This is a genomic window from Amycolatopsis circi, assembly GCF_003385235.1.
Taxonomy (GTDB): domain Bacteria; phylum Actinomycetota; class Actinomycetes; order Mycobacteriales; family Pseudonocardiaceae; genus Amycolatopsis; species Amycolatopsis circi.
In genome coordinates, this window is sequence record NZ_PQIA01000069.1 from 23,859 (window position 1) to 48,487 (window position 24,629).

The following is a 24,629-nucleotide window of genomic DNA, read 5'->3' on the forward strand; positions in this document are numbered from 1 at the left end:
TGGTACGTCCGGCAGACCGAGCCGCCCGGGCTGCGGCAGAAGCCAGCCTCGTGTTACCAAGGAACAGTCCGCGACGACTGACCGAGAGGACCTCGTGGCATCTGCGCACCTCAACCGGCGTCGGCTGTTTCAACTGGCCGCCGGTCTTTCGGTTTTCGGCACCGCCGCGTGCAGCGCAACTCCGGACCGCCCAGCCCCCAACACCGCGGTGCCCAAGCCGGACGGAGCGCTCGGCGCGAACTTCAACGCCGACCCGGACACCATGGGCTGGGACGAGCTTCAGCGGTGCGGCGCGAAGTGGGTCCGCGGGTTCACCGCGATGCCCGATCTGGACAAGCACGACGCCACCGAGAACCCGACGATCAAAACTCTCCTGCAAGCGGTCGACCGCAAGTACGGGACCATTCTCTCCCTCAAGTTTCCCTACTTTCCCGATTCTCACAAGCAGATTCCGCGTCCGGGCACTCCGGCGATGCAGGCCGACCTCGCCCGGGTCGACAAGGTGCTGCCCGCGGTCATGGACAAGGTCGACATCCTCGTGATCGGCAACGAGCCGTTCATCGAATGCCCGCAGTCCGACTGGAACAACGGCGCTCTCAACGACTTCTACGAAACCGTCACCGACCACGTGCTCAAATATCGCGCACAGCACCAGGGAAAGACCGTCCTCTACATGGGCGCGCTCAATAATCTCGAAGATCCGAAGTGGACTGGCGCGGGCACCGAACGCTGGATGAAGTACGTCCGCGAGACGCCGGAGATCGAGGGCACCGACCTCCATCCGCACGTCGGTGCGCCGGACCAGGTCCAGGCTTTTCTCGATTACGTCCTGCCCAAGCTGGGCGGCAAGAAGTTCCTCGTCACCGAGTTCTCCCTGGTCCAGCTTTGGAAGAAGCATCTCTCCGACCGGATCTCGCCCGAGTACGCGGCCAAGTACCACGTTCCCCAGGACACCAAGGTCTGGCAGGTCATCCGCAACGCATTGCGCCAGCCGTTCCCGAAACCGCGGTGGGACGACTTCCTCCGCACCAGTCCGTGGTTCGAGAACAACAAGAACTTCCTGACTGACCAGACGACGAAGTTCCGCGCGACCGGCAAGCTCGCCGTCGCGACGTATGGCATCGACCAGGGCATTTCCGCGTTCAAGGGAGCGGACTTCGGGCCGGACACCCCGCCGTGGTTGCTGAACAGCGTGTTCGCGCGGGCGACCGTCCAGAAGAATCCCGACGGCACCGCAGCGCCGAACTACGCCTGGCTGGAGGAATTCACCGCACTCCAGAAGCGTTAGCCAGCGCGGCGAGGAAAGCGTCCGTCGTCGCGCGGTCGCGGACTGCGATGCGCAAGTGATCCGGCCCCAGACCGGGGAAGGTGTCGCCGCGGCGGACTGCGTAACCTGCTTCGCGCAGCCGCAATCGGACGTCCGCGCCGCCGGGGACGCGGATCAGCACGAACGGGCCGCGCGGGGTGCCGAGTACAGGGATTCCCAGTGCGGACAAGCCGGATTCCAGGTAGTCGCGGTCGGCTTCCGCAGTGGCGGCCAGCTTTTCGGCTTCTTCCAGGGCTGCGGGGCGACAGCAGGCGACGGTCGCGACGGCGGCCAAAGTGGACACTGACCAAGGTGGCTGCACGGAGCGAAGACGCGCGATCAGCGACGGTTCGCCGAGGACGTATCCGGCTCGCAAGCCCGCCAGGCCCCACGTTTTGGTGAGGCTTCGCACCACCACGACACCCGGGATGCGTTCTCCGGCAAGGCTTTCGACCTCTCCGGGGACGGCATCGAGGAAAGCTTCGTCCACCACGAGCACCCGGCCGGGGCGCGCCAACGCTCGGATGGAATCGGCTGGGTGCAGGACCGAGGTCGGGTTGGTCGGGTTGCCGATGAAGACCAGATCGGCGGATTCGGGGACCACTGCCGGATCCAGCCGGTAACCGTCCACTTCAGACAGGATGACTCGGTCGACCGCGTGTCCGGCGGCGCGCAGAGCGGCTTCCGGTTCGGTGAATTGCGGGTGGACCACCACCGCGTGCTTCGCCGGAAGCGAAGCCAGCAACGTGAACGCTTCCGCGGCACCGGCGGTCACCAGGACGTCGTCGAAATTCCGGCCATGCCGGGCGGCAACGGCTTCCGCGGCACGAGTGGGATCGGGATAGGCAGCCAGGTCGTCCAATGCGGCAGCGAGTTCCGCGCGCAGCCAGGCAGGCGGAACTGGGAGCCGGACGTTCACGGCGAGATCGACGAGACCGTCGCCGACCTCGCGATCGCCGTGGTGCTGGAGGTCGTAATCAGCCACGGACTGCCGCCAGGGAATGGGCGCGCACCCGGGAGGCGAAACGGTCCGCCAGTTCGGGATGTCCGGCCCAGTGGACGTGCAAGTACGACGCGTGCAACGACTCCGAAGCGAATCCGTCCAGGCCGCGATCCCAGCCCCACGCGGCGGTTTCACCGTGTGCGGGAGCGATTTCGGTGCGGTGGAATTCGTGTCCGGTGACGCGTTGTCCAGCTGCGGCAAGCACATTGTCCGCCACCGAAACCGCCCGGCGGTAACCGAGCTTCCCCCGCGAAGTCATGGTCGCGTCCGCGGCGACGGCACCGACCATCGGCAAGCCGTCCAGAGACCGGCACAGGTACAGCAAACCCGCGCATTCCGCGCTCACCGGCATACCCGCGTCGATCGCCGCACCGACGGCCGTCCGGAGTTCCACATTGGACGAAAGCTCGGCGGCATGCACTTCCGGGAAACCGCCGCCGAAGTACAGACCAGCGCAACCGGGCGGCAATGCCTTGTCCTTCAACGGGTCGATGTCGACCACGTCAATTCCGCGAGCAGCCAGCAGTTCGATGTTCTCGGCGTAGCGGAAGGTGAAAGCCGGACCGCCCGCAGCGGCGAGAGTCGCAGGTGAACCCTCGAAAGACGGGCCCGGATTCCAGGAAGGACCAGTCAGCGCGGGAGCGCTCCGAGCCACCCGAACGACGGCTTCGACATCGACTCCGGCGGCGACCCAGTCCGCCAACTCCGGCAGCAACCGCTGCGACTCAGCGGCGCGTTCGGCGGCTGGAACCAGTCCGAGGTGCCGACTCGGCGCGTGCACGTTTTCGTTGCGCCGCAACGCACCCAGCAACGGGACGCCCGTCGCCTCCAGAGCGGTGACGATCTCGTCCTCGTGTCGTTGCGAGCCCAGTTTGTTCAGGATCACCCCGGCGAGCCGGACGCGCGTGTCGTACTGCGCGAACCCCAGCACGGTCGCCGCGACGCTGCGCGAGGCGGCCGAGGCGTCGACCACCAGCACCACCGGTGCGTTGAGCAGCCGCGCGACATGGGCGGTCGACGCGTAACCTTCGGTGCCCAAAGCGCCGTCGAAAAGGCCCATCACGCCTTCGATGACGGCGATGTCCGCGCCCGCGGAACCGTGTCGCAACAACGGAACCAGCGTGTCTTCGCCCTGCAGGAACGGGTCGAGGTTCCGCGCGGGGCGACCGGTGGCGAGCGAGTGGTAGCTGGGATCGATGAAGTCCGGGCCGACCTTGTGCCCGGACACGGTGTGCCCGGCGGCGCGCAACGCGGCCATGAGCCCGGCCGCGATGGTGGTTTTGCCGTGCCCGGAACCGGGCGCGGCGATGACGACCCGTGCTACCACTCGATCCCCCGCTGGCCCTTCTGCCCGGCGTCCATCGGGTGCTTCACCTTCGTCATCTCGGTGACCAGATCGGCGGCTTCGATCAATTCCGGCGGCGCGTACCGGCCGGTGATCACGACATGCTGATGCCCGGGCCGAGAGGCCAAAGTGGACACAACGTCCTCGACCTCGAGCCAGCCCCATTTGAGCAGGTAGCTGAATTCGTCCAGGACATAGAAATCGTGCGTTTCGGCGGCGAGCCGGCGCTTGATTTCCGCCCAGCCCTCCTGGGCGTTGGCGGCATGGTCCTCTTCGGACCCCTGCTTGCGCGACCAGCTCCAGCCCTCGCCCATTTTGTGCCACTCGACCGGACCGCCCTGCCCGGTGTCGTCGTGCAGCTTCCCGAGCGCCTTGAACGCGGCTTCCTCGCCGACGCGCCATTTCGCCGACTTCACGAACTGAAACACGCCGATCGACCAGCCCTGGTTCCACGCGCGCAACGCCATCCCGAACGCCGCGGTGGATTTCCCTTTCATCTCACCGGTGTGCACGGCGAGCAGCGGACGGTTGCGGCGCTGCCGCGTGGTGAGCCCGTCCTTCGGCACGACGGCCGGTTTTCCCTGCGGCATCAGGCAGCCCTTCCCGTCCGTTCGCGCACTGCCGAAGCCAGCGATTCAGCGGCCACATCGGACAGTGGCACGTGCTCTGCTCCCAAGTGTCCAGCCAATTCCGCGGCCAGGCCGAGGCGCATCCGGCCGGTCTCGCAGTCCATCACGATCGTCGTCACATCGGTGAGCAACCCCGCGGCAGCCTTCGCTCGCGCGACCGCGTCGGAGCCGCTCGTGGCACGGCCGTCGGTGACGAGCACCAGCAACGGCCGACGCCGCGGGTCCCGGATCGCCTCGACCCGCAGTACCCGTGCGGCTTCCAGCAACCCCTCGGCGAGCGGGGTGCGTCCGCCGGTGGGCAAGCCGTCCAACCGGGCCGCAGCGGCTTCGACGCTGATCGTCGGCGGAAGCGCCAGCTCAGCTTCCGCACCACGGAACGTGACCAGACCGACCTTGTCCCGCCGTTGGTAAGCGTCCAGCAGCAGGGAAAGCACCGCGGTCTTCACTTCCCGCATCCGCGCGCGTGCGCCCATCGAGCCCGAAGCGTCCACACAGAACAGCACCAGATTGCCTTCGCGGCCCTCGCGCAGTGCGAACCGCAGGTCCGGCGACCGCACCTCCAGACCCGGACCAGACCGGCCGCGCGCCTGCTGATGCGGTGCGGCAGCACGGATCGTCGCGACCAGGTGCGGACGTCCGTCCCGCACGCTGGGCGGCTGCACGCCGATCGTCCGGCCGGTGTCGGTGATCGCGCGCGACCGACGGCCACGCTCGCCCTCACCGGTGCCCTTCACCCGAAATACCCGTGCGCGAAACGTGTCCCCGGCACCGACCGTCTTCTGCGGCGAGGACCCATTGCCCGAAGGAGCTTCCCCCGAAGACTCGGAAGACGGAGCGCCCTCGGACGGGCCGCCGTCCGGAATCGGCCCACCGTCATCCGGGCCAGGGCCGCCCTCGCCGGGGCCGTCGTCGTCCGGCCCCTCGGGAGGCGGCTGCGCATCCTCCAGCGCCTGTTCCAGCTGTTCCTCGGAAATCCCGGGCGCGTCAAAGGGATTCCGCCGCCGCCGGTGCGGCAACGCGAGCCGCGCCGCGACCCGGATGTCCTCCGTGGTGACCTCGTCACGCCCGGCCCACGCCGCGTGCGCGACCGCGGTCCGCGCCGTGACGATGTCCGCGCGCATGCCGTCGACCTCGAACGACGCGCACACCTCGGCGATCTGCCGCAGCGCCTCGTCCGGCAGCTTCACCGACGGCAAAAGCCGTTGCGCAGCCTCGATCTCCGCCGCCAACGCCGAATCCGCCGCCGCGTAGCCGTCCGCGAAACCGTCCGGATCCGCTTCGTAGGCAAGGCGTCGCCGGACCACCTCGACGCGCTGCTCCGGATCCCGGCTCGACGCGACCTCGACGGTCAGCCCGAACCGGTCGAGCAGCTGCGGCCGCAGCTCGCCTTCCTCCGGGTTCATCGTCCCGATCAGCACGAACCGCGCCGCGTGCGAGACGGAAACTCCCTCGCGCTCGACCGTCGCCCGGCCCATCGCCGCCGCGTCGAGCAGCGTGTCCACCAGGTGGTCGTGCAGCAGGTTGACCTCGTCGACGTACAGCAGCCCGCGGTGCGCGGCGGCCAGCAGGCCGGGCTGGTAGTCGGTGACGCCCTCGGCCAGCGCCTTCTCCAGGTTCAGCGAGCCGACGACCCGGTCCTCGGCCGCGCCGACCGGCAGTTCCACCAGCCGCGCCGGCCGCCGGTGCGCGGGAACGCCCGCCGCGTGCGGGCCGTCCGGGCACCCCGGGTCCGGACTGACCGGGTCGCAGGAGAACCGGCAGTGCTCCACCACGTCGACAGCCGGCAGCAGCCCGGCGAGTGCGCGCACCATGGTCGACTTCGCGGTGCCCTTCTCGCCCCGCACCAGGACCCCGCCGACCGCGGGCGAGATCGAGGACAGGACGAGCGCCAGACGCAGGTCCGGCATCCCGACGACAGCGGTGAACGGATAGGGCTTCAAGAGCACTCCCTCGTGGGTCGGCGTCCGGCCGATCATCGCACAGCGAAGCCTTCGCTTAGGGTGGGAAATCGTGCGCGAAGAATCACGCCTGACGGTGGTCGGGATCGGGGCCGACGGGTGGGCCGGGCTCACCCCCGCGGCCCGCGACGCCGTGCGGCAGGCGGACGTCGTGCTCGGCGCGGAACGGCAACTGGCGACCCTGCCGGAAGACCTCCGGACCCGGCCTTGGCCCAGCCCGCTGCTGCCCGCGCTCGACGAGATCCTGGCCGAGCAGACCGGGCGGGTTTGCGTGCTGGCCAGCGGCGACCCGTTCCTGTCCGGCATCGCCACCACCCTCCGTGACTGCGGCTACGCGCTCGACGTCCACCCAGCGGTCTCCTCGGCGACGCTGGCCCGCGCGCGGCTCAGCTGGTCGTTCGAGGAAACCGAGGTCGTGACGATCGTCGGCCGCGCCGTCCACCGCGTCGCGCGAGCACTGGCACCCCACCGGAAACTGCTGGTCCTGGGCGGCACCGCGGCGGAACTGCGCGAGCTGCTCAAAGCCCGCGGCTACGGCGATTCCGCCCTTACCGCCTTGGAAAACCTCGGCTCGGACGACGAGCGGATCACCGACGGCTGGACCCGCGACCCCGGCCCGCTCACCGTGTTCGCCGTGCTCTGCGACGGCCCCGGCCTCCCGCTCGTCGGTCTCCCCGACGACGCCTTCGACCACGACGGCCAGCTCACCAAACGCGACCTCCGCGCGTCCGCTCTCGCCCGCCTCGCGCCAAACCCCGGCGAACTCCTGTGGGACGTCGGCGCGGGCGCAGGCAGCATCGGTATCGAGTGGTCCCGCGCGCACCCGCTGAACCGCGCCATCGCGATCGAACGCGATCCGGCCCGCGCCGAACGCGTCCAGCGCAACGCCAATGCCCTTGGCGTACCGGAATTACAGGTGGTCACCGGCCCGGCCCCCGACGCGCTGGCCGGTCTCCCCCGCCCGGACGCGGTCTTCATCGGCGGCGGCCTGACCGTCCCCGGCGTCCTCGACCAGTGTGTCGAAACCGACGCCCGCATCGTCGCGCACGGTGTCACCCTCGAAGCCGAGCAGATCCTTGCCGCCGCGTACGCCCGGCACGGCGGGGAACTGCAACGGATCTCCGTGGAGCACGCGAAACCGCTCGGCGGGTTCACCGGATGGACGCCGTCCCGAGCAGTCACGCAGTGGAGCTGGAAATGACCGTTTACTTCATCGGCGCGGGACCGGGCGCGGCCGACCTGATCACCGTGCGCGGTCGCGACCTGCTCGCGCGCTGCCAGGTGTGCCTGTACCCGGGCAGCATGACGCCGACTGACCTGCTCGCCTACTGCGCGCCGGACGCCGAACGCGTCGACACCGCGAACCTCAGCCTCGACCAGATCACCGCGAAGCTGATCGACGCGCATCGAGCTGGCCACGACGTCGCACGGCTGTGTTCGGGAGATCCGTCGTTGTACAGCGCAGTCGCCGAACAGGTCCGGCGGCTGGAACCGGAAGACGTGCCTTACGAGATGGTGCCTGGGGTTCCGGCTTTCGCCGCGTCCGCCGCCGTGCTCGGCCGCGAACTGACCGTCCCGGGCATCGGGCAGAGCCTCGTGATCACGCGCGCGCAGGCGAGGTCCACCGCGATGCCGGACACCGAAACGCTGGAGAACTTCGCCCGCACCGGCACGACTCTCGCGCTGCACCTGGCGATCAACCACATCGAGCGCGTCACCGAAGAACTCGCCGCGCACTACGGCGAGGACTGTCCCGCCGCCGTCGTCGCCTTGGCCAGCCAGCCAGGGGAAACCGTGGTGCGCGGCACCCTCGCCGACATCGCCGGTCAAGCGCGGGCCGCCGGAATGACCCGCGCGGCCACGATTTTCGTCGGCCGGGTCCTCGCCGCGGGCGGATTCCCGGACAGTTTCCTGTATTCGAGCACCCGCGATCGGGCGAGCCAACCGGAGTCGTTGTGACCGAACTGCGCTGGGGCCTGCTGGCCACCGGGACCATCGCCGCCGAATTCGCCGCGGGCGTCGAGCAAAGCCGCCACGGCGTGCTGGCCGCGGTGGCCTCGCGCACCGCCGAGCGAGCACGAGATTTCGCGACCAGGTACGAAATCCCGAAGGCGTACGGCAGCTACGAGGAACTCCTCGCCGACCCTGATGTCGACGCCGTCTACGTCGCGACTCCCCACGCGCAGCACGAGGAGTGGGCGATCCGCGCCATCGAAGCGGGCAAGCACGTGCTGTGCGAGAAGCCGCTCACGCTCACCGCGGCTGACGCGGAGAAGGTCATCGAAGCCGCACGGAACAACGACGTTTTCCTCATGGAAGCGTTCATGTACCGGCTGCATCCGCAGACCCGACGCCTGATCGAGCTGATCGAATCCGGTGCGATCGGCGAAGTCCGCGCGGTGGACGTCACGTTCAGCTTCGATTCCGACGAGAACGACGCGGCCCGCCTCGGCGACCCCGCGCTCGGCGGCGGCGGAATCCTCGACGTCGGCTGCTACTGCACCTCGCTGGCCAGGCTGGTTTCGCAGGCCGCGACCGGAATTCCGGCCGTGGAGCCGACGCGCGTCACCGGCATGGCGCGGCTCACCGAAAGCGGCGTCGACGAGTTCGCGATGGGTCTGCTGCGACTGCCCGGCGACATCATCGCCCAGCTGTCCTGCGGCTACCTGCTCACGCAGGACGACCACATCCGGATCTACGGCACCACCGGCCAGCTGTACGTGCCGAAGCCCGCGTGGATCCACGAACTGCGCACGCCGGGCGTGTCGACGATCGTGCTGACCCCGTCGGACGGCGAGCCGGAAGTCATCGAAATCGAGGCCACGCAAGGGGTTTATGCCCGGGAAGCGGATTACGTCGCCGCCCACGTCGCGGACCGGCAAGGCCCGGAACTGACCTGGGCGGAAACGCTCGCCAACATGCGCACCCTCGACCGCTGGCGCACGGCCGTCGGATACGGGCGATGACCGTCCTGATCCTGGGCGGCACCGCGGAAGCCCGCGACCTCGCCGCCCAACTGGACGAACGCGCCGTCCCAGTGGTCTCATCGCTGGCCGGACGCGTCACGCGACCGCGCCTGCCGGTCGGCGAAGTGCGGATCGGCGGCTTCGGCGGCGTCGAAGGCCTCACTGCCTGGCTGCGTGAAAACGGTGTGCGGGCGGTGGTCGACGCCACCCATCCCTTCGCGGAACGCATCGGCGCCAACGCTTTCCACGCCACCCAAGCTGCGGGAGTTCCCCTCCTGCGGCTCGCCCGCCCGGGCTGGCAGCCGACCGACGGCGACCGCTGGCATTGGGCCGCCGACCTCGAAGAGGCCGCCGCACTCCTGCCCGGCCTCGGCACCCGCGTGTTCCTCACCAGCGGCCGTCAGGGCTTGGCCGCGTTCGCCGACCTCGACCCGCTGTGGTTCCTGATCCGCTGCGTCGACCCGCCCGGCCAGCCGCTGCCGCGCCGGCACGAAGTGGTGCTCGACCGCGGCCCGTACCGCCTCGACGGCGAGCGCGCGCTGATGACCGAGCACGACATCGACGTGCTGGTCACCAAGGACAGCGGCGGCGCGATGACCGCCGCGAAGCTGACCGCCGCGCGGGAACTGGGCCTGCCGGTGGTCGTCGTGCGCCGTCCGCCCCGACCGTCCACTACGGAAACCGCGGACGTAGCCGCCGCTGTCGAATGGGTGCTCAACCAATGAACGAGTTGTTTTACGACGTCCTGCATCGCCGCCGCGACGTCCGCGCCGAGTTCACCGGCGAGCCGGTCGACGACGCCGTCCTCACCCGGGTGCTCGAAGCCGCGCACGCCGCGCCGAGCGTCGGGATGAGCCAGCCGTGGGACTTCGTGCTGGTCCGCGACCCCGCCACCCGCGAGGAATTCGCCCGCCACGTGCACGAGGAACGCGACGTGTTCGCCGCGTCCCTGGACGGCGAGCGCGCGGACACCTTCGCCAAGATCAAGGTCGAGGGCATCCGCGAATCGAGCCTCGGCATCGTCGTCACCTACGACGAGCAGCGCGGCGCCCCGGCCGTGCTCGGCAGGCACGCGATCGCCGACGCCGGGCTGTACTCGGTGTGCCTGGCGATCCAGAACCTGTGGCTCGCCGCGACCGCGGAAGGCCTCGGCGTCGGGTGGGTGAGTTTCTACCGCGAACCCGCGCTCGCGGAACTGCTCGGCATTCCCCCCGGAATCCGGCCGGTGGCCTGGCTTTGTGTAGGACCGGTAACGAATATGGCCGAGGTTCCCGACCTCGAACGGCACGGGTGGCGCAGCCGCGCGCCGCTGGCCAGCGCGTTACACCACGAGCGGTTCACGCCGCGCGACGAGGGGCCCGCGCAAGAGCGTCAACCATGACCCAATAGATTTCCTCTAATGCGTCCGATTGCCGTAGTGCTGGGGTTGCTTTCGGCGCTGTGCGCCCTGGCCTATCCCTTCCTGCCGGTAGTGCAGGACACCGCGGAAGTCGTCTGGCCCACCGCCTCCGACACGCGTTCCGTCAACGCGCCCTTGACCGGGTACTGGGCACAGAACCTGAAGGCCGAACTGCCCTGCGACACGATCCGGTCGCTCGACGCGCGCACGAACGGCCCCGCGCTGCTGTTCTCGACCGTCCCGGACGGGCGCACCGGCAAGCACGCGGCCAACGGCGTCGGCCTGCAGCTGCGCGTCGACAACGGCGTGCTGCTCGCGTCCAGCCAGGGCCAGCAGATCTCGCAGCAGCCGCTCCCGCAGACCGGCTGCGCGGTCACGCTCGACTCGGACGCGACCCAGATGACGCTCTCGGTCGGCAAGACCCCGATCTTCCACACCACCGGCGACGTCCGGCCGCGGGTGCTCGGCATCTACTCGTCCATCACCTCCGCGCGCGACCCGATCGCCGGGCTGCACGTGTCGGTCGTCCCGGACACCCGCTACCAGACCTCGCCGACCGCGCTGAAGATCGTCGTCGGCATCCTCGCCGCGCTGTCGTTCCTCGGCTGCCTGATCGCGGTCTGGCGGATGGACTCCGGGTTCGCCCGCCGCGCGCCGCGCTGGGCCCCGGTCGGCTGGTGGCGGCTCACCGGCCGCGACGCGACCGTGTTCGGCGTGCTCGGCGCGTGGGTCTTCATCGGGCCGGTGACCTCGGACGACGGCTACATCCTCACCATGGCCCGGGTCACCGAGGCCACCGGGTACCTGACGAACTACCACCGCTGGTTCGGCGTCGCGGAGGCCCCGTTCGGCTGGTTCTACCACCTGTACGAGCTGATGACGCACGTCAGCACGGTGCCGCCGTGGATCCGGCTGCCCTCGTACCTGCTCGGCGTGATCAGCTGGCTGCTGATCAGCCGCGAGGTGATGCCGCGGCTCGGCACGCAGGTCCGGCGCAGCCGCGCGGCGGGCTGGGCCGCCGCGGCGGTGTTCCTGGTCTGGTGGATGCCCTACAACAACGGCGTCCGGCCGGAACCAGTCGCCGCGCTCGGGTCGCTGCTGGCGATCTGCGCGGTCGAACGCGCGCTGGTCACCCGCCGGCTGCTGCCGCTGTGCCTCGGCCTGACCGCGGCCGCGTTCACCCTCGCCGCGACGCCGACCGGGCTGATCGCGGTGGCCCCGTTCCTGGTCGCCGGGAAACCGCTGTTCAAGCTGGTCCGGCAGCGGTCGACGAGCGGCTGGCTGCCGATGCTCGCGCCGATCCTCGCGTCCGGCTTCCTGGTGCTCGTGGTGATGTTCGCCGACCAGACGTTCGCGACGGTCGAGGAGGCCACCCGGATCCGCACCGCGGTCGGCCCGAACCTGTCGTGGTTCCAGGAACTCGCGCGGTACCAGCTGCTGTTCGAGAACCTGCCGGACGGCTCCGCGCCGCGCCGGTTCCCGGTGCTGCTCGTGCTGCTGTGCACGGTCACCTGCCTGGTGGTGCTGCTGCGCCGCGGCCGGATCCCCGGTGCGGCGCTGGGGCCGAGTCGGCGGCTGATCGGCACCACGGCGTTGTTCTTCCTGCTGCTCGCGCTGACCCCGACGAAATGGACGCACCACTTCGGCGCGTTCGCCGCGGTCGGCGCGTCGATGGCGGCGCTCACCGCATTGGCGACCAGTTCCACCGTGCTGCGCTCCAACCGCAACCGCGCGGCGTTCCTGGCGGTGCTGCTGGTAGTCGGCGCGCTCGCCGCGACCGGGCCGAACGCGTACTGGTTCGTCTCGAAGATCGGCGTGCCGTGGACGAACGGGGCGCCCTCGATCGGCGGCGTCTCGCTGTCGACCATCCTGCTCGGGGCCGCCGCGGTCGCCGGGATCTACGCGTTCGTGGAGAACATCCGGGCGCACCGGCCGGGACCGGCGCCGCAGGAAGGCCGGAGCCGGTCGCTGCGGCTCGGTTCGCTGTCGCTGGTCGTGGTCTGCGGCCTGGTCGCGGCGGGCGAGATCTACACGATGGGCGCGGCGATCTACTTCCAGCGCGACAGCTACAGCCTCGGCGCGGCCAACATCGGGCACCTGTTCGGCAAGAGCTGCAACCTGTCCGACCACGTGATGGTCGAGCGCGACGCGGCGAAGAGCATCCTGCGCCCGCAGCCCGACCAGCGGACCGTGCCGGAGAAGCCGGTGACGCAGAACCCGCCGAACCCGCTGCCGAGCCCGGACCAGGACAACGGCCGCGTCCAGACCGGCTTCCACACCAGCCCGGTCGACGACAAGGACCCGCTGGCCGAGCCGCCGCACGGGTTCAAGCAGGACCAGGTGCCGATGTGGAGCAGCTACCTCGACACCCAGACCCGCGCCGGACGGCTGCGCAGCGACTGGTACGCGCTCACCGACCGGACCGAGAACGGCCAGATCGTGGTCGCCACCGCGAGCCAGCCCCGGCGGCCCACGTCGGTGAGCCTGGAGTACGGCGTCAACACTCCGGAAGGCGTGCGCGTGCTGCGCGGCCAGTTCGCGCTCCCGCCCGGCGCGGGCACCGGCGGCTGGAACGACACCCGGATCAACCTGCGCGACCTGCCGCCGCAAACCACGTCGGTGCGGATCGTCATGGTGGACAACGACCTCACCGAGGACGGCTGGATCGCCGCGTCCGCGCCGCGCGTGCCGACCTTCACCACGCTCACCGACAAGCTCGCGGGCAAATCGGTGTACATCGACTGGCCCGCGTCGTTCGTGTACCCGTGCGCGAACCCGGTCACCTCGCACGACGGCATCTCCGCGATGCCGGACTACCGGATCACCGCCGGCCAGCTCGCCGACGAGGCGAAATGGGCGTCCAGCACCAACGGCGGCCCGAACGGCTGGCTGGAGGAGATCGCGGACGAGCCGGAGGTGCCGAGCTATCTGAACGGGCAGCCGTACCAGTCGTGGGGACAGCTGCTGCAGATCGAGCCGTATACGACCGGGGTGGCGCCGACGGTGCGGCACGGGGAGAAGACGGTGTGGGGCTGGTGGTCGCCTGGGCCCGGGCCTTCGCAGCCCAACGGCAAGGACCCGACGCGCTAAGGCCTCGTGAGTGGCAATCGCGGTTCTAACCGGGATTGCCACTCACGACGGCCCCCGTTGTGCGGATTCGCTACGACCAGCGCGTTTATCGACGTGTTCCGCCGTTCCCTTGGTCATACGCCGGGCTTTTATCTCCACAGTGGACAGTCCGGTGACGCACCACGAGACTCGCCGCGAGCCGGTTGACACCGAACGAGACGAGGATCAGGCCCGTCGCGTCGAGCAGGTGCGCGCCGAGGACACCGGCCAGCGCGAACGACCCGATGCGGATCGCGAGAAAGACCGCCCACAGCCCGATTCCCGCGCCGGTGAGCCGGTACTGCAGCCCGTCGGCCTGCCGGAACCGCGTCACGTAGCCCATCGCGGTGCCGGTGCCCGCGACCAGGACGAGTTCGCCGACCAGCAGCCAGTCCGCCGGCTGGAGCCCGCCGCCCAGCTCGAATCCGAGGCAGACCAGTCCGATCACGATCAGGAGGATCGGCATCAGCAGCATCCGCCGGGGTTCGGCGGAGCGCCACTGGAACTGCCGCACGATCAGGATCCCGACCGCGACCGCGATCAGCACGTCGTCGACCATCGCCAACTCCATCACTAGTGATACTTCCTCGAATGTATCACCAGTGATTGAATAGGGCCATGCGCGCCGCCGACCTGCACCGACTCGCCCGCACCCTGCGCGAGATCGCCCTGACCAGCACCGGAAACACCGGCGCGGATCAGGTCAACGCGGGAGAACTGGCGGTGGTCGAAGACGTCTCGCGCCACCCGGGCGCGACGATCAGCGACGTAACCCGCCGGACCGGGCTGGCGCAGAGCCTCGTCTCCCGGATCACGCACCAGATGGCGGATGCGGGCGTCATGCGCGTGCGGCCCGACGAGAAAGACCGGCGCAAATCGCGGCTGGAGATCGAACCGTCCGCACGCGCGATGTTCGGCACCCGCGCCGACGGTTCGATCTCCTCAGCCCTCGCCGCGCACGCACCGAACCTCAATGCCGCGCAACGGAAAGAACTCACCCACCACCTAGCCGAGGCGGAACGGCTGCTGCGAGAAGGTCAGGAGTAACTCCGCGGCGTCCACACGATCGACCGCCCGTCCGGCCCTTCCTCCACCACCGTGCGCGACGAGCCCACGATCAGCAGGCACCGCATGTCCACTGTAGACGGATCAAGCTCGCCCAGCGTAGTAACTCGAACGTCTTCCTCCGGCCCGCCGACGTCGCGCGCGACCACCACCGGCGTCCCCGGATCCCGGTGCCGCAGCAGGACTTCCCGCGCGTTCTCCAGCTGCGTCACGCGAGTCCGCGAAGCCGGGTTGTACAGCGCCAGCACCAAATCCGCCGCCCCAGCCGCGTCCAGCCGACGTTCGATGATCTCCCACGGCTTCAACCGGTCCGAAAGGGACAGCACGCAATAGTCGTGCCCCAACGGCGCACCGACCCGCGACGCGGCCGCCTGCGCAGCCGTCACCCCGGGGACGATCCGCACTCGCGCGCCAGCACCGTTCCCGGCCGAAACCTGTTCCAGCACCGCCGAAGCCATCGCGAACACGCCCGGATCCCCGGACGACACCACGGCCACCCGCGCACCGGTCGCGGCCAGCTGCAACGCCTCGACCGCCCGGTCCGCCTCGACCCGGTTCCCCGACGCGTGCCGCTGCTGCCCCGCCCGCTGCGGAACCCGCGCGACGTATGGCCCATAGCCGACAATGTGGTCCGCCGCGGCCAGTTCCGCCGACGCTTCCGGCGTCAGCCACTCCGGCCCCGCCGGACCGAGCCCGACGACAACCACCTCGCCGCCTTCCGCGGGCGCCGACGCGGCCGACACGGCAGGCTCACCGTCCACACGCGACTTGTAAGCCGGACTTGGCAGCAACGCCAAGGAGAAATACGGCACCGACTCCGGATCGACGTCCGCGAACGGCTCCACCCGCTGCTGTCCCCAAGTAGCCCGCTCGACGTACCAAGCGTCGTCGAGCTTGCCCGCCTCCGCGAGCGCTTCCCGGACAGAACCGAAGGTACGGCCCAATTTCAGCACCGCCGCCGCTTCGGTGTCCGCCAGCCGCCGCGCCAATTCGGGCGCTGGCAACGTTCCCGGCAACACGGTGAGCACTTCGTCGCGCTGCACCAACGGACGGCCGAGCACCGACGACGCCGCGCTCACCGACGTCACGCCCGGCACCACCTCGGCCTCGAACCGTCCGGCGAGCCGCTCGTGCATGTACATGTAGGAGCCGTAGAAGAACGGATCGCCCTCGCACAACAGCACGACGTCGCGTCCGGCGTCGAGGTGCTCAGCGAGTTTTTTCGCGCTCAGCTCGTAGAAATCGGCGATCGCGCCCTCGTAACCGCCGGGATGGTCGGTCGTCTCGGTGGTCACCGGGTAGACCAGCCGTTCTTCCAGCTGGCCCTCGCGCAGATACGGCTCAGCCACCGACCGCGCGATGCTCCGCCCGTGCCGCGCGCTGTGGTAGGCGATGACGTCCGCCTCGCCGATCAGCCGCGCCGCCTTGACCGTCATCAATTCCGGATCGCCGGGACCAAGCCCGACGCCGTACAACCGCCCCGTCATTCGACCGTGCTCGCAATCGCATTCACAGCGCCGACGGCCATCGCACTGCCGCCACGACGGCCGTGCACGACGAGATACGGCGCGGGCGCTTGCTTCGCCAGTTCCACTTTGGACTCAGCCGCGCCGACGAACCCGACCGGCACACCAATGATCGCGGCCGGCGCTCCGACGCCCTCGTCCAGCAGCTCCAGCAACCGGAACAACGCAGTCGGCGCATTGCCGATAGCCACCACGGAACCGGGCAGCCGGTCGCGCCACAGTTCCAGCGCGGCCGCCGACCGCGTGGTGCCCAGCCGTTCGGCCAGGCCGGGCACGCTCGGGTCGTCCAGAGTGCACACGACGTCGTTCGCGGCGGGCAGCCGTTTGCGCGTGATGCCGCTGGCGATCATCTTCGCGTCGCACAGGATCGGCGCGCCCGCCTCCAGCGCGGCGCGGCCCGCCTCGACCACGTCGAGCGAGTAGCGGAGGTCGTCGACCAGGTCGACCATGCCGCAGGAGTGGATCATCCGGACCGCGACGCCCGCGACGTCGTCGGGCAGGATCGCCAGGTCCGCCTCTTCGCGGATCGTGGCGAACGAGTGCCGGTAGATCTCGGCCCCGTCCCGCAGGTAGTCGATCACGAAGGTCCCTTTCTCGCCAACGCATCCGCCAATTCGGACGCCGGGGTCCAGCGTCCGTCGACACGGTAGCCGCCGGGTTCGGCGACGACGTCGCGGTGGGCCCCGGACGGCCGTCCGCACCGCCGTGCGCAGCCCGAGACGTGCACCAGTTCCCCGTCCGCGACCAGTGTCGCCGCGTCCGCGCGGACGTCGGCGAGAGACTTCGCACACCCCGGCGCGCCGATGCAGGCGCTAAGCTCCGCCGTCGCCGGATCCGTCGAAAGCCCCGCCGCGTGCAGTCGTTCGACGTCCGCGCCGCCGGGCAGCAGCACCGAACGCCACGGCGTGACCACTGCGTCGCCGAAGTCGGCGAGCGTACGCAACTGAGCGGCAGTCAACTGGCCAAACCGCGGTGCAACCCCCACCGCCTCGCCACCGTCGTCGCGCCGGATGCGCCCGACCGTCGGGTCAATCCGCGTCGGCAGCAACTGCGGAGCTTCCCGCGGACCGTCCGGCAGCAGCTTCGAAGGATCGGCCAGTTCCCCGATCCGCCACGCCGAACCCCGCGTGCGCGCAAACGTTTCCGCCACCGTGAGCAGCGCAGACACCGCGTCGTCGCGCGACACCAGCCAGCCGGAATCAGCTCCGGCCAACAGCACCACACCGGTCGTCGGACCGATCGCGCGCCAGCAAACGTCCGTGCCCGCGACGTCGCCGCGCCCGTCGTCGAAGCCGAACAGGAACCGTCCCGGCAGCTCCGCGAGTTCCGGCCGCGCGCACAGCGCCCGATCCAGCGCCGCGGAAAGCCCCCGGACGTCCGCGAGCCCACCGCGCACGCCGCTCAACGGCGAGGCCAGCACGTTCCGCACGCGCTCGTGACTGGGCGACGGCAGCAACCCGGCTTCGATCAGCCGTCCCGCCAACCCGGGCCGGCGGACTCCGCGCAACTGGACGTTCGCCCGCGAGGTCAGGTGCACGTCGCCGTCACCGAGGTCCTCTGCGCAGGAAGCCAACGCGCGCAACCGATCCGCGGTCACCCCGCCGCCGGGAAGCCGGACCCTGGCGAGCGGTCCGTCCGCCGCGTCGTGCGTCGCGAAGACTCCCGGACAGGCGTCGGCGCGCACGCGGGCAGGACTGGACATGGCGCTCACTGTAACCCGCGGCTGATTCAACAGGCTTGCGATCATCTGTAGTACATCTGCTACATTCGATCGCATAGGCAGGATGGGGGTCATCCGATGAGAGATCAAGCGGACACCGTGCTCCGCGTCGAAGGCTTACGCATGCGCTACGGCGCGAACGACGTGCTGCACGGCACGTCGTTCACCGCGCACCGCGGCGAGGTGCTGTGCCTGCTCGGCCCGAACGGGGCGGGCAAGACCACGACGATCGAAATCCTCGAGGGGTTCCGCATGCGATCCGCGGGCGAGGTGTCCGTGCTGGGCACCGACCCTGCACGCGGCGGCGAGGACTGGAGGGCGCGGCTGGGGGTCGTCCTGCAGTCCTGGCGCGACCACGGCAAATGGCGTGTGCGCGAGCTGCTCGACCTGCTCGGGTCGTTCTACGCGCCGTACTCCACCGACCGGATCCGCCGCCCGTGGGACACTGACGAGCTGATCGAGGCGGTCGGGCTTACCGAGCACGCGGGCAAGAAGATCCGGATGCTGTCCGGAGGGCAGCGGCGCAGGCTGGACGTGGCGATCGGCATCGTCGGCCGTCCCGAACTGCTGTTCCTCGACGAGCCGACCGCGGGGTTCGATCCGCAGGCCCGGCGCGATTTCCACGAACTCGTGCACCGGCTCGCCGACGACGACACCACCATCCTGCTCACCACGCACGACCTCGACGAGGCCGAGAAGCTCGCCGACCGGATCTTGATCCTGAGCGGCGGCCACATCGTCGCCGACGGGTCGCCGGATCAGCTGAGCAGGCAGATCGCCGGCGAGGCCGAGGTGCGCTGGACGGTCGGCGGACAGCGGTTCGTGCACTCGACCACGGAGGCGACGAAGTACGTGTACGAGTTGTTCAAACAGCACGGCGAGACGGTCGCCGACCTGGAGGTCCGGCGCGCGTCGCTGGAGGACACGTACCTGACGCTCGTGCAGCGCGCGGAGTCCGGACTGACCTCGGCAGGTGCGCGATGACGGCGTCGGCGCAGCGGACCGCGGCGCAGGCAGGACTCCGCCGCGGGTTCATCGAATTCCGCCAGCAGTGGACGAACCGGGACGACCTGATCGGCCAGCTCGTGTTCCTGGCGATGATCTTCGGCACGCTCTTGTTCATGCGCGGCGCACAGCTGCCGGGCACCTCGTTCTCGCTGGGCGCGGCGACGGTGCCGAGCGTGATCGGCGCGGGCATCGTGTTCAACGGCCTGTCCGGCGTCGCCGGATCGCTCGTCATCGACCGCGAGGACGGCACGCTGCTGCGCGCGAAGGCGACGCCGAACGGGATGTTCGGCTACCTGATCGGCAAGGTCACGACGTTCTCGATGGTGCAGGTCGCGAGCATCGTCGTGATGCTGGTGCCGTCGCTGTTCCTGTTCGACGGGCTGGCCCCGGACGGGTTCTTCTCGATCCTGAACCTGGTGTGGGTGCTCGCCGCCGGCCTGGTCGCGACCCTGCCGATCGGCGCGGCGATCGGCTCGCTGATCCAAGACTCGCGGATGCTGGCCCTGGTCATGCTGCCGATGCTCGGGCTCGGCGCGATCTCCGGGATCTTCTACCCGATCACCGCGCTGCCGGTCTGGCTGCAGGACGTCGGGCAGGTGTTCCCGATGTACTGGCTGGGCCTCGGCATGCGCTCGGCTCTGCTGCCGGACCAGGCGGTCGTCGTCGAAATCGGGCAGTCGTGGCGGCCGTGGGCGACCCTGGGGGTGCTGCTCGCGTGGGCCGTGATCGGATTGGTGCTGGCCCCGATCCTGCTGAAGCGGATGGCCCGGCGCGAATCGGGGTCGTCGGTGGCGGCGCGACGGGAAAGGGCACTTCAGCGTGTGTGAGGCGCGGTGAGCGAGAACGTCTACAACCGCATCGCGGTGCTGCGCGCCGAACGCGGCATCTCGCGGCGGCAGCTCGCGGACGCGCTCGGCGTGCACTACCAGACCATCGGGTACCTGGAGCGCGGCGAGTACAGCCCGAGCCTTTACCTGGCGTTGCGGATCGCGGAGTTCTTCGAGGTCGCGGTGGAGGTGCTGTTCTCCACCGCGCCTTTCCCGCGGATCGGGGACGAGGGCCGGACGCAGGTCTCGTGAGTGGCAATCCCGGTTAGAACCGGCATTGCCACTCACGAGTCCCTGCTCACCTTGACGGCACCGGTGCGCCCGGCGAGAGTAAGAGCGCACACGCGTCGGCACGCGGAGGAACCCGGTGGAAATCCGGGGCGGTCCCGCCACTGTGACCGGCGGCCCCGCGGCCGCCGGCAGCCAGGAACTCCCGCCGGCGCGCCCGACGACCCGGGGCGCGGACACCCCGAGTGAGGAACGCCGTGATCCTGCTGCTGTCCACTTCGGACACCGACCTGCTCAGCGCCCGGGCTAGCGGCGCGGACTACCGGCTCGGCAACCCGTCCCGGCTCCCGCTCGGCGACCTGCCCGGGCTGCTCGACGGCGCGTCGATCGTCGTCGTCCGGATCCTCGGCACGCCGCGGACCTGGCAGGAAGGCCTGGACACGCTGCGGGCGTCCGGTGCGCACGTGATCGTGCTGGGCGGCGAGCAGACGCCGGACGCGGAGCTGATGAAGCTCTCCACGACTCCGGCCGGGATCGCCGCGCAAGCGCATCTGTACCTCGCGCAAGGCGGTCCGGAGAACCTCACGCAACTGCACCGGTTCCTGTCCGACACCCTGCTGCTCACCGGCGAAGGCTTCGAGCCGCCCGCCGAATTGCCGACGTGGGGCGTGCTTTCGCGGCCGGCTCCGGCGGGTGACGGCCCGGTCATCGGGATCCTCTACTACCGCGCGCACCACCTGTCCGGAAACACCGGTTTCGTGCACGCCTTGGCCGACGCGGTCGAGTCCGCGGGCGGCCGCGCGTTGCCAATCCACACCGCGTCCCTGCGCACGCGCGCGCCGGAGATGATGGCTGAGCTGGGCAAGGTCGACGCGCTGCTGGTCACCGTGCTGGCGGCGGGCGGCACCCGTCCGTCGGAAGCCGGAGCAGGCGGTGACGACGAATCGTGGGACGTCGCGGAAATGGCCGCGCTGGACGTGCCGGTGCTGCAGGCGTTGTGTCTGACCAGCGACCGCGAAACCTGGTCCGCCAGCGACGACGGCCTCTCGCCGCTCGACGCGGGCAACCAGATGGCGGTACCGGAATTCGACGGCCGGATCATCACCGTTCCGTTCTCCTTCAAGGAATTCGACGACGACGGTCTCCCCCGCTACATCGCCGACCCCGAGCGAGCCTCCCGCGTCGCCCGCATCGCTCTCGCGCACGCGCGACTCCGCCACACGCCGCCCGCTTCTCGCCGGATCGCGTTGATGTTGTCCGCGTACCCCACGAAGCACTCGCGCGTCGGCAACGCAGTCGGCCTGGACACTCCAGCTTCGGCGATCAAACTCCTGCGCCTCATGCGCGACCGCGGCTACGACCTCGGCGAGGAGGCTTTCCCCGGCGTCAACCCGACCGGCACCGACCAGCCGGACGGCGACGCCTTGATCCACGCCCTGATCGCCGCGGGCGGCCAGGACCCCGAGTGGCTCACCGAAGAACAACTGTCCGGCAATCCGATCCGCGTCCCCGCCGCCCGCTATCGCTCGTGGTTCGCCTCCTTGCCGGTCGAATTGCAAGAAGCGATGGAAGAACACTGGGGCCCCGCACCGGGTTCGCTGTATGTCGACACGTCGGCAAACCCCGAGGGCGACATCGTCCTGGCGTCGCTGCAGTCCGGCAACGTCGTGCTGGTGATCCAGCCGCCGCGCGGTTTCGGCGAGAATCCGGTCGCGATCTACCACAACCCGGACCTGCCGCCGAGCCACCACTACCTCGCCGCCTACCGCTGGCTGGAAGAGGAATTCGGCGCGCACGCCGTCGTCCACCTCGGCAAACACGGCTCGCTGGAATGGCTGCCCGGCAAGACCGCGGGCCTCTCCGCCTCCTGCGCCCCCGACGCCGTGCTGGGCAACTTGCCGTTGGTGTACCCGTTCCTGATCAACGACCCCGGCGAAGGCGCGCAAGCGAAACGCCGCGCGCACGCGACCATCGTGGACCACCTGGTCCCGCCCATGGCCCGCGCGGAATCGTACGGCGACCTGGCCCGCCTGGAGCAATTGCTGGACGAGCACGCCAACATCGCCGCGATGGACCCGGCGAAACTCCCGGCGATCCGCGCCCAGATCTGGACCCTCATCCAGGCCGCGAAACTCGACCACGACCTGGGCATCGACGAACGCCCGCACGACGCGGAGTTCGACGACTTCCTGCTGCACATCGACGGCTGGCTGTGCGAGGTCAAGGACGCCCAGATCCGCGACGGCCTGCACATCCTGGGCGAGGCCCCGGTCGGCGAGGCCCGCGTCAACCTGGTCCTCGCGATGCTCCGAGCCCAGCAAATGTGGGGCGGCAAGCAAGGAGCCGTCCCCGGTCTGCGCTCCGCCCTCGGCCTGAAGGAAAACTCGGACGCGCCACTGTCCGAAGTGGACGCCATCGAGGCAACCGCCCACACGCTGGTTTCTCTGATGGAGCACCACTCGTGGTCCCCCGCTTCGGTTCCCTCAGTCGTCACCGAGGTCCTGGGTGCTTTCGACGCCGAAGTCGCCTGCGTCCTGACCTTCGCCGCCACCGAAATCGTCCCCCGCCTGGCAGGCACTTCGTCCGAAGTGGACGCAGTCCTGCATGCCCTGGACGGCGGCTACATCCCCGCAGGCCCCAGCGGTTCCCCCTTGCGCGGCTTGGTGAACGTCCTGCCGACCGGCCGAAACTTCTACACCGTGGACCCGAAGGCCATCCCCAGCCGCCTGGCGTGGGAAACCGGCCAAGCCCTGGCCGACTCCCTGCTCCGCCGCTACCGCGAAGACACCGGCGACTGGCCCCGGTCCGTCGGCCTGTCGGTCTGGGGCACCTCCGCCATGCGCACCTCCGGCGACGACGCCGCGGAAGTCCTGGCATTGCTCGGAATCCAGCCAGTCTGGGACGAAGCCTCCCGCCGCGTGACCGGCATCGAACCCATCCCGCTGGCCGAACTGGGCCGCCCGAGGATCGACGTGACAGTCCGCATCAGCGGCTTCTTCCGCGACGCTTTCCCGCACGTCATCACCCTGATAGACGACGCCGTCCGCCTAGCCGCCTCCCTGGACGAACCGGAATCCTCCAACTACGTCCGCGCCCACGTCGCCGCGGACCTGGCCGACCACGGAGACGACCGCCGAGCCACCACCCGGATCTTCGGCTCGAAACCAGGCGCCTACGGAGCCGGCCTGCTCCCGTTGATGGACTCCGGAAACTGGCGCGACGACAAGGACCTGGCCGAGGTCTACGCAGTCTGGGGCGGCTTCGCCTACGGCAGGGACCTGGACGGCCGCCCGGCTCGGGAAGACATGGAATCGTCGTACAAACGCATTGTGGTCGCCGCGAAGAATACGGATACCCGCGAACACGACATCGCCGACTCGGACGACTATTTCCAGTACCACGGCGGAATGATCGCGACCGTCCGCGCCCTGACCGGCTCCGCGCCCGCTTCCTACGTCGGCGACTCCACCACTCCCGACGCAGTCCGCACCCGCACGCTGGGCGAAGAAACGGCCCGCGTCTTCCGCGCCCGAGTGGTCAACCCGCGGTGGCTGTCCGCCATGCGCCGCCACGGTTACAAGGGTGCCTTCGAACTCGCCGCAACCGTGGACTACCTCTTCGGCTTCGACGCCACCGCTGGCGTGGTCGGCGACTGGATGTACGAGAAGTTATCGCAGTCTTATGTTCTGGACGAGGAAAACCAGCAGTTCATGCGGGACGCGAACCCGTGGGCTTTGCGAGGAATCATCGAGCGGTTGACGGAAGCCGCTGATCGAGGACTGTGGGAAGAGCCGGATCCGGAGTTGCTGGCTCAGCTGCGCGAGGTGTACCTGACACTGGAAGGCGATCTGGAGAACGACTGAGCGGCGGTCTCTTTTTCGAGGGTTGCCTTGGCTGGTTTGAACTTCGCCAGCCAAGACAACGTCTCGGTTCGCTGTTCTCCTCGCACTTCGCGTTTCATCCCAGCTTCGCGTTTCGCGCTTCTCCCCGGCCTCACCACTGATGCCTTGCGCGACCACAGGCCACCGCGCTCGATTCCGGCGAGTCCACAGCCGTGCAACGCACCGAACTGACGCACAAGCGAGCCCACGCCAACCAGCCGGTGCTGAACACACTCCGCGCCTGTCTCGACAGCGGTCCGCGCTGCACCTATCTCCTGAGCCTTCTCTGCTCGACTGCACTGCCGCACCCCACCAGCACCCGCACTGTGCCTAGCCGCCGTGCGCCCGTTCAGCCCAACGACGCCGCTGCCTCACCTCGCCAACGTCCGCCGTGCCCGGGCCTACCGCTATGCCCTGCTAGCCCAACGACGTCGTCTCACTCAACGTCCGCGCTGCGCGCACCTACTCCCGCCTGCCCTGGCCCAACCTGCCGCCCGCCAGCGCCCGCGCACCTCCCACGCCACCCAAGCTGCGGGCGTTCCCCTCCTGCGCCTCGCCCGCCCTGCCTGGCATCCGACCGACGGCGACCCCTTCCCTTGGGCCCCCGCACCCGAAGAGGCTCCGCCCCACCCGACCAAAACCCACCCCGCGCCCCCACTC

The 24,629-nt window shown here is 69.7% G+C and carries 20 protein-coding genes and 1 riboswitch; of the genes, 12 read left to right on the forward strand and 8 right to left on the reverse strand.

Annotation, left to right across the window (positions count from 1 at the left end):
• Positions 1-94: 94 nt before the first annotated feature.
• Positions 95-1,288 carry a hypothetical protein gene (locus tag D0D37_RS26395; protein ID WP_244223682.1) on the forward strand — a complete coding sequence of 398 codons (1,194 nt, stop codon included), beginning with the start codon at positions 95-97 and terminating at the stop codon, positions 1,286-1,288.
• Here D0D37_RS26395 and cobC read toward each other — a convergent pair.
• The 4 genes from cobC to D0D37_RS26415 are packed head-to-tail and all read right to left on the reverse strand — an operon-like array spanning position 1,266 to position 6,223.
• Positions 1,266-2,291, reverse strand: coding sequence for an Rv2231c family histidinol phosphate aminotransferase CobC (cobC, locus tag D0D37_RS26400; RefSeq protein WP_116203293.1), 1,026 nt, complete (start codon positions 2,289-2,291; stop codon positions 1,266-1,268). The genes D0D37_RS26395 and cobC overlap by 23 nt on opposite strands.
• Positions 2,284-3,636, reverse strand: a complete 1,353-nt coding sequence (locus D0D37_RS26405; protein ID WP_116203294.1) for a cobyrinic acid a,c-diamide synthase CobB — start codon at positions 3,634-3,636, stop codon at positions 2,284-2,286. The genes cobC and D0D37_RS26405 overlap by 8 nt, the downstream gene beginning before the upstream one ends.
• Positions 3,630-4,244: a cob(I)yrinic acid a,c-diamide adenosyltransferase gene (gene cobO, locus D0D37_RS26410; RefSeq protein ID WP_116203295.1), complete on the reverse strand. Its 615-nt coding sequence runs from the start codon at positions 4,242-4,244 to the stop codon at positions 3,630-3,632. Before cobO ends, D0D37_RS26405 begins: the two co-directional genes overlap by 7 nt.
• Positions 4,244-6,223, reverse strand: a complete 1,980-nt coding sequence (locus D0D37_RS26415) for a putative cobaltochelatase (RefSeq protein WP_116203315.1) — start codon at positions 6,221-6,223, stop codon at positions 4,244-4,246. The genes cobO and D0D37_RS26415 overlap by 1 nt, the downstream gene beginning before the upstream one ends.
• A gap of 70 nt (positions 6,224-6,293) precedes the next feature.
• Between D0D37_RS26415 and cbiE the strand changes: the two genes are divergently transcribed.
• Genes cbiE through D0D37_RS26445 form a run of 6 tightly spaced genes read left to right on the forward strand, consistent with a single transcriptional unit; the run spans position 6,294 to position 13,696 of the window.
• Positions 6,294-7,442, forward strand: coding sequence for a precorrin-6y C5,15-methyltransferase (decarboxylating) subunit CbiE (cbiE, locus tag D0D37_RS26420; protein WP_116203296.1), 1,149 nt, complete (start codon positions 6,294-6,296; stop codon positions 7,440-7,442).
• A complete protein-coding gene (gene cobM, locus D0D37_RS26425) occupies positions 7,439-8,200 on the forward strand; it encodes a precorrin-4 C(11)-methyltransferase (protein WP_116203297.1) in 762 nt (253 codons plus the stop codon). Before cbiE ends, cobM begins: the two co-directional genes overlap by 4 nt.
• The gene (locus tag D0D37_RS26430; RefSeq protein WP_116203298.1) at positions 8,197-9,207 is read left to right on the forward strand and encodes a Gfo/Idh/MocA family protein; all 1,011 of its coding nucleotides are present in this window, start codon (positions 8,197-8,199) and stop codon (positions 9,205-9,207) included. The genes cobM and D0D37_RS26430 overlap by 4 nt, the downstream gene beginning before the upstream one ends.
• Positions 9,204-9,932, forward strand: coding sequence for a cobalt-precorrin-6A reductase (locus D0D37_RS26435; protein ID WP_116203299.1), 729 nt, complete (start codon positions 9,204-9,206; stop codon positions 9,930-9,932). Before D0D37_RS26430 ends, D0D37_RS26435 begins: the two co-directional genes overlap by 4 nt.
• Positions 9,929-10,588, forward strand: a complete 660-nt coding sequence (gene bluB, locus D0D37_RS26440; protein WP_116203300.1) for a 5,6-dimethylbenzimidazole synthase — start codon at positions 9,929-9,931, stop codon at positions 10,586-10,588. Before D0D37_RS26435 ends, bluB begins: the two co-directional genes overlap by 4 nt.
• 18 nt (positions 10,589-10,606) lie before the next feature.
• The gene (locus tag D0D37_RS26445; protein ID WP_116203301.1) at positions 10,607-13,696 is read left to right on the forward strand and encodes an arabinosyltransferase domain-containing protein; all 3,090 of its coding nucleotides are present in this window, start codon (positions 10,607-10,609) and stop codon (positions 13,694-13,696) included.
• Between the two features lie 85 nt (positions 13,697-13,781).
• Here D0D37_RS26445 and D0D37_RS46855 read toward each other — a convergent pair whose 3' ends face one another.
• Positions 13,782-14,273 (reverse strand): hypothetical protein, encoded by a 492-nt coding sequence (locus D0D37_RS46855; protein WP_162834483.1) that lies wholly within the window; start codon positions 14,271-14,273, stop codon positions 13,782-13,784.
• 59 nt (positions 14,274-14,332) lie between these two features.
• On the opposite strand from D0D37_RS46855, the gene D0D37_RS26460 reads away from it, so the two are divergent.
• A complete protein-coding gene (locus D0D37_RS26460; protein WP_116203303.1) occupies positions 14,333-14,761 on the forward strand; it encodes a MarR family transcriptional regulator in 429 nt (142 codons plus the stop codon).
• Here the strand turns inward: D0D37_RS26460 and D0D37_RS26465 are convergent.
• From D0D37_RS26465 to D0D37_RS26475, 3 genes are read right to left on the reverse strand one after another with little or no spacing between them, the layout of a single operon-like run.
• The gene (locus D0D37_RS26465; RefSeq protein ID WP_116203304.1) at positions 14,752-16,266 is read right to left on the reverse strand and encodes a precorrin-2 C(20)-methyltransferase; all 1,515 of its coding nucleotides are present in this window, start codon (positions 16,264-16,266) and stop codon (positions 14,752-14,754) included. The two genes, D0D37_RS26460 and D0D37_RS26465, sit on opposite strands and share 10 nt — an antisense overlap.
• Positions 16,263-16,886: a precorrin-8X methylmutase gene (locus D0D37_RS26470; protein WP_116203305.1), complete on the reverse strand. Its 624-nt coding sequence runs from the start codon at positions 16,884-16,886 to the stop codon at positions 16,263-16,265. The genes D0D37_RS26465 and D0D37_RS26470 overlap by 4 nt, the downstream gene beginning before the upstream one ends.
• The gene (locus D0D37_RS26475; RefSeq protein ID WP_116203306.1) at positions 16,883-18,007 is read right to left on the reverse strand and encodes a nitrite/sulfite reductase; all 1,125 of its coding nucleotides are present in this window, start codon (positions 18,005-18,007) and stop codon (positions 16,883-16,885) included. Before D0D37_RS26475 ends, D0D37_RS26470 begins: the two co-directional genes overlap by 4 nt.
• 96 nt (positions 18,008-18,103) lie before the next feature.
• Between D0D37_RS26475 and D0D37_RS26480 the strand changes: the two genes are divergently transcribed.
• The 4 genes from D0D37_RS26480 (at position 18,104) to cobN (ending at position 23,951) form a co-directional block, all read left to right on the forward strand.
• The gene (locus D0D37_RS26480) at positions 18,104-19,009 is read left to right on the forward strand and encodes an ABC transporter ATP-binding protein (RefSeq protein ID WP_116203307.1); all 906 of its coding nucleotides are present in this window, start codon (positions 18,104-18,106) and stop codon (positions 19,007-19,009) included.
• Positions 19,006-19,860, forward strand: a complete 855-nt coding sequence (locus tag D0D37_RS26485) for an ABC transporter permease (RefSeq protein ID WP_116203308.1) — start codon at positions 19,006-19,008, stop codon at positions 19,858-19,860. Before D0D37_RS26480 ends, D0D37_RS26485 begins: the two co-directional genes overlap by 4 nt.
• Before the next feature lie 6 nt (positions 19,861-19,866).
• The gene (locus D0D37_RS26490) at positions 19,867-20,112 is read left to right on the forward strand and encodes a helix-turn-helix transcriptional regulator (RefSeq protein ID WP_116203309.1); all 246 of its coding nucleotides are present in this window, start codon (positions 19,867-19,869) and stop codon (positions 20,110-20,112) included.
• Between the two features lie 105 nt (positions 20,113-20,217).
• Positions 20,218-20,293: riboswitch (cobalamin riboswitch) on the forward strand.
• A gap of 52 nt (positions 20,294-20,345) precedes the next feature.
• Positions 20,346-23,951, forward strand: a complete 3,606-nt coding sequence (gene cobN, locus D0D37_RS26495) for a cobaltochelatase subunit CobN (RefSeq protein WP_116203310.1) — start codon at positions 20,346-20,348, stop codon at positions 23,949-23,951.
• The last annotated feature ends 678 nt before the right edge of the window (positions 23,952-24,629 follow it).

Coding starts and splice junctions, on each gene's coding strand:
- cobO (WP_116203295.1), bottom strand. CDS start 4,244: ATGCCGCAGGGAAAACCGGCCGTCGTGCCGAAGGACGGGCTCACCACG.
- cobM (WP_116203297.1), top strand. CDS start 7,439: ATGACCGTTTACTTCATCGGCGCGGGACCGGGCGCGGCCGACCTGATC.
- D0D37_RS26435 (WP_116203299.1), top strand. CDS start 9,204: ATGACCGTCCTGATCCTGGGCGGCACCGCGGAAGCCCGCGACCTCGCC.
- bluB (WP_116203300.1), top strand. CDS start 9,929: ATGAACGAGTTGTTTTACGACGTCCTGCATCGCCGCCGCGACGTCCGC.
- D0D37_RS26445 (WP_116203301.1), top strand. CDS start 10,607: ATGCGTCCGATTGCCGTAGTGCTGGGGTTGCTTTCGGCGCTGTGCGCC.
- D0D37_RS46855 (WP_162834483.1), bottom strand. CDS start 14,273: ATGGTCGACGACGTGCTGATCGCGGTCGCGGTCGGGATCCTGATCGTG.
- D0D37_RS26460 (WP_116203303.1), top strand. CDS start 14,333: ATGCGCGCCGCCGACCTGCACCGACTCGCCCGCACCCTGCGCGAGATC.
- D0D37_RS26465 (WP_116203304.1), bottom strand. CDS start 16,266: ATGACGGGGCGGTTGTACGGCGTCGGGCTTGGTCCCGGCGATCCGGAA.
- D0D37_RS26475 (WP_116203306.1), bottom strand. CDS start 18,007: ATGTCCAGTCCTGCCCGCGTGCGCGCCGACGCCTGTCCGGGAGTCTTC.
- D0D37_RS26480 (WP_116203307.1), top strand. CDS start 18,104: ATGAGAGATCAAGCGGACACCGTGCTCCGCGTCGAAGGCTTACGCATG.
- D0D37_RS26485 (WP_116203308.1), top strand. CDS start 19,006: ATGACGGCGTCGGCGCAGCGGACCGCGGCGCAGGCAGGACTCCGCCGC.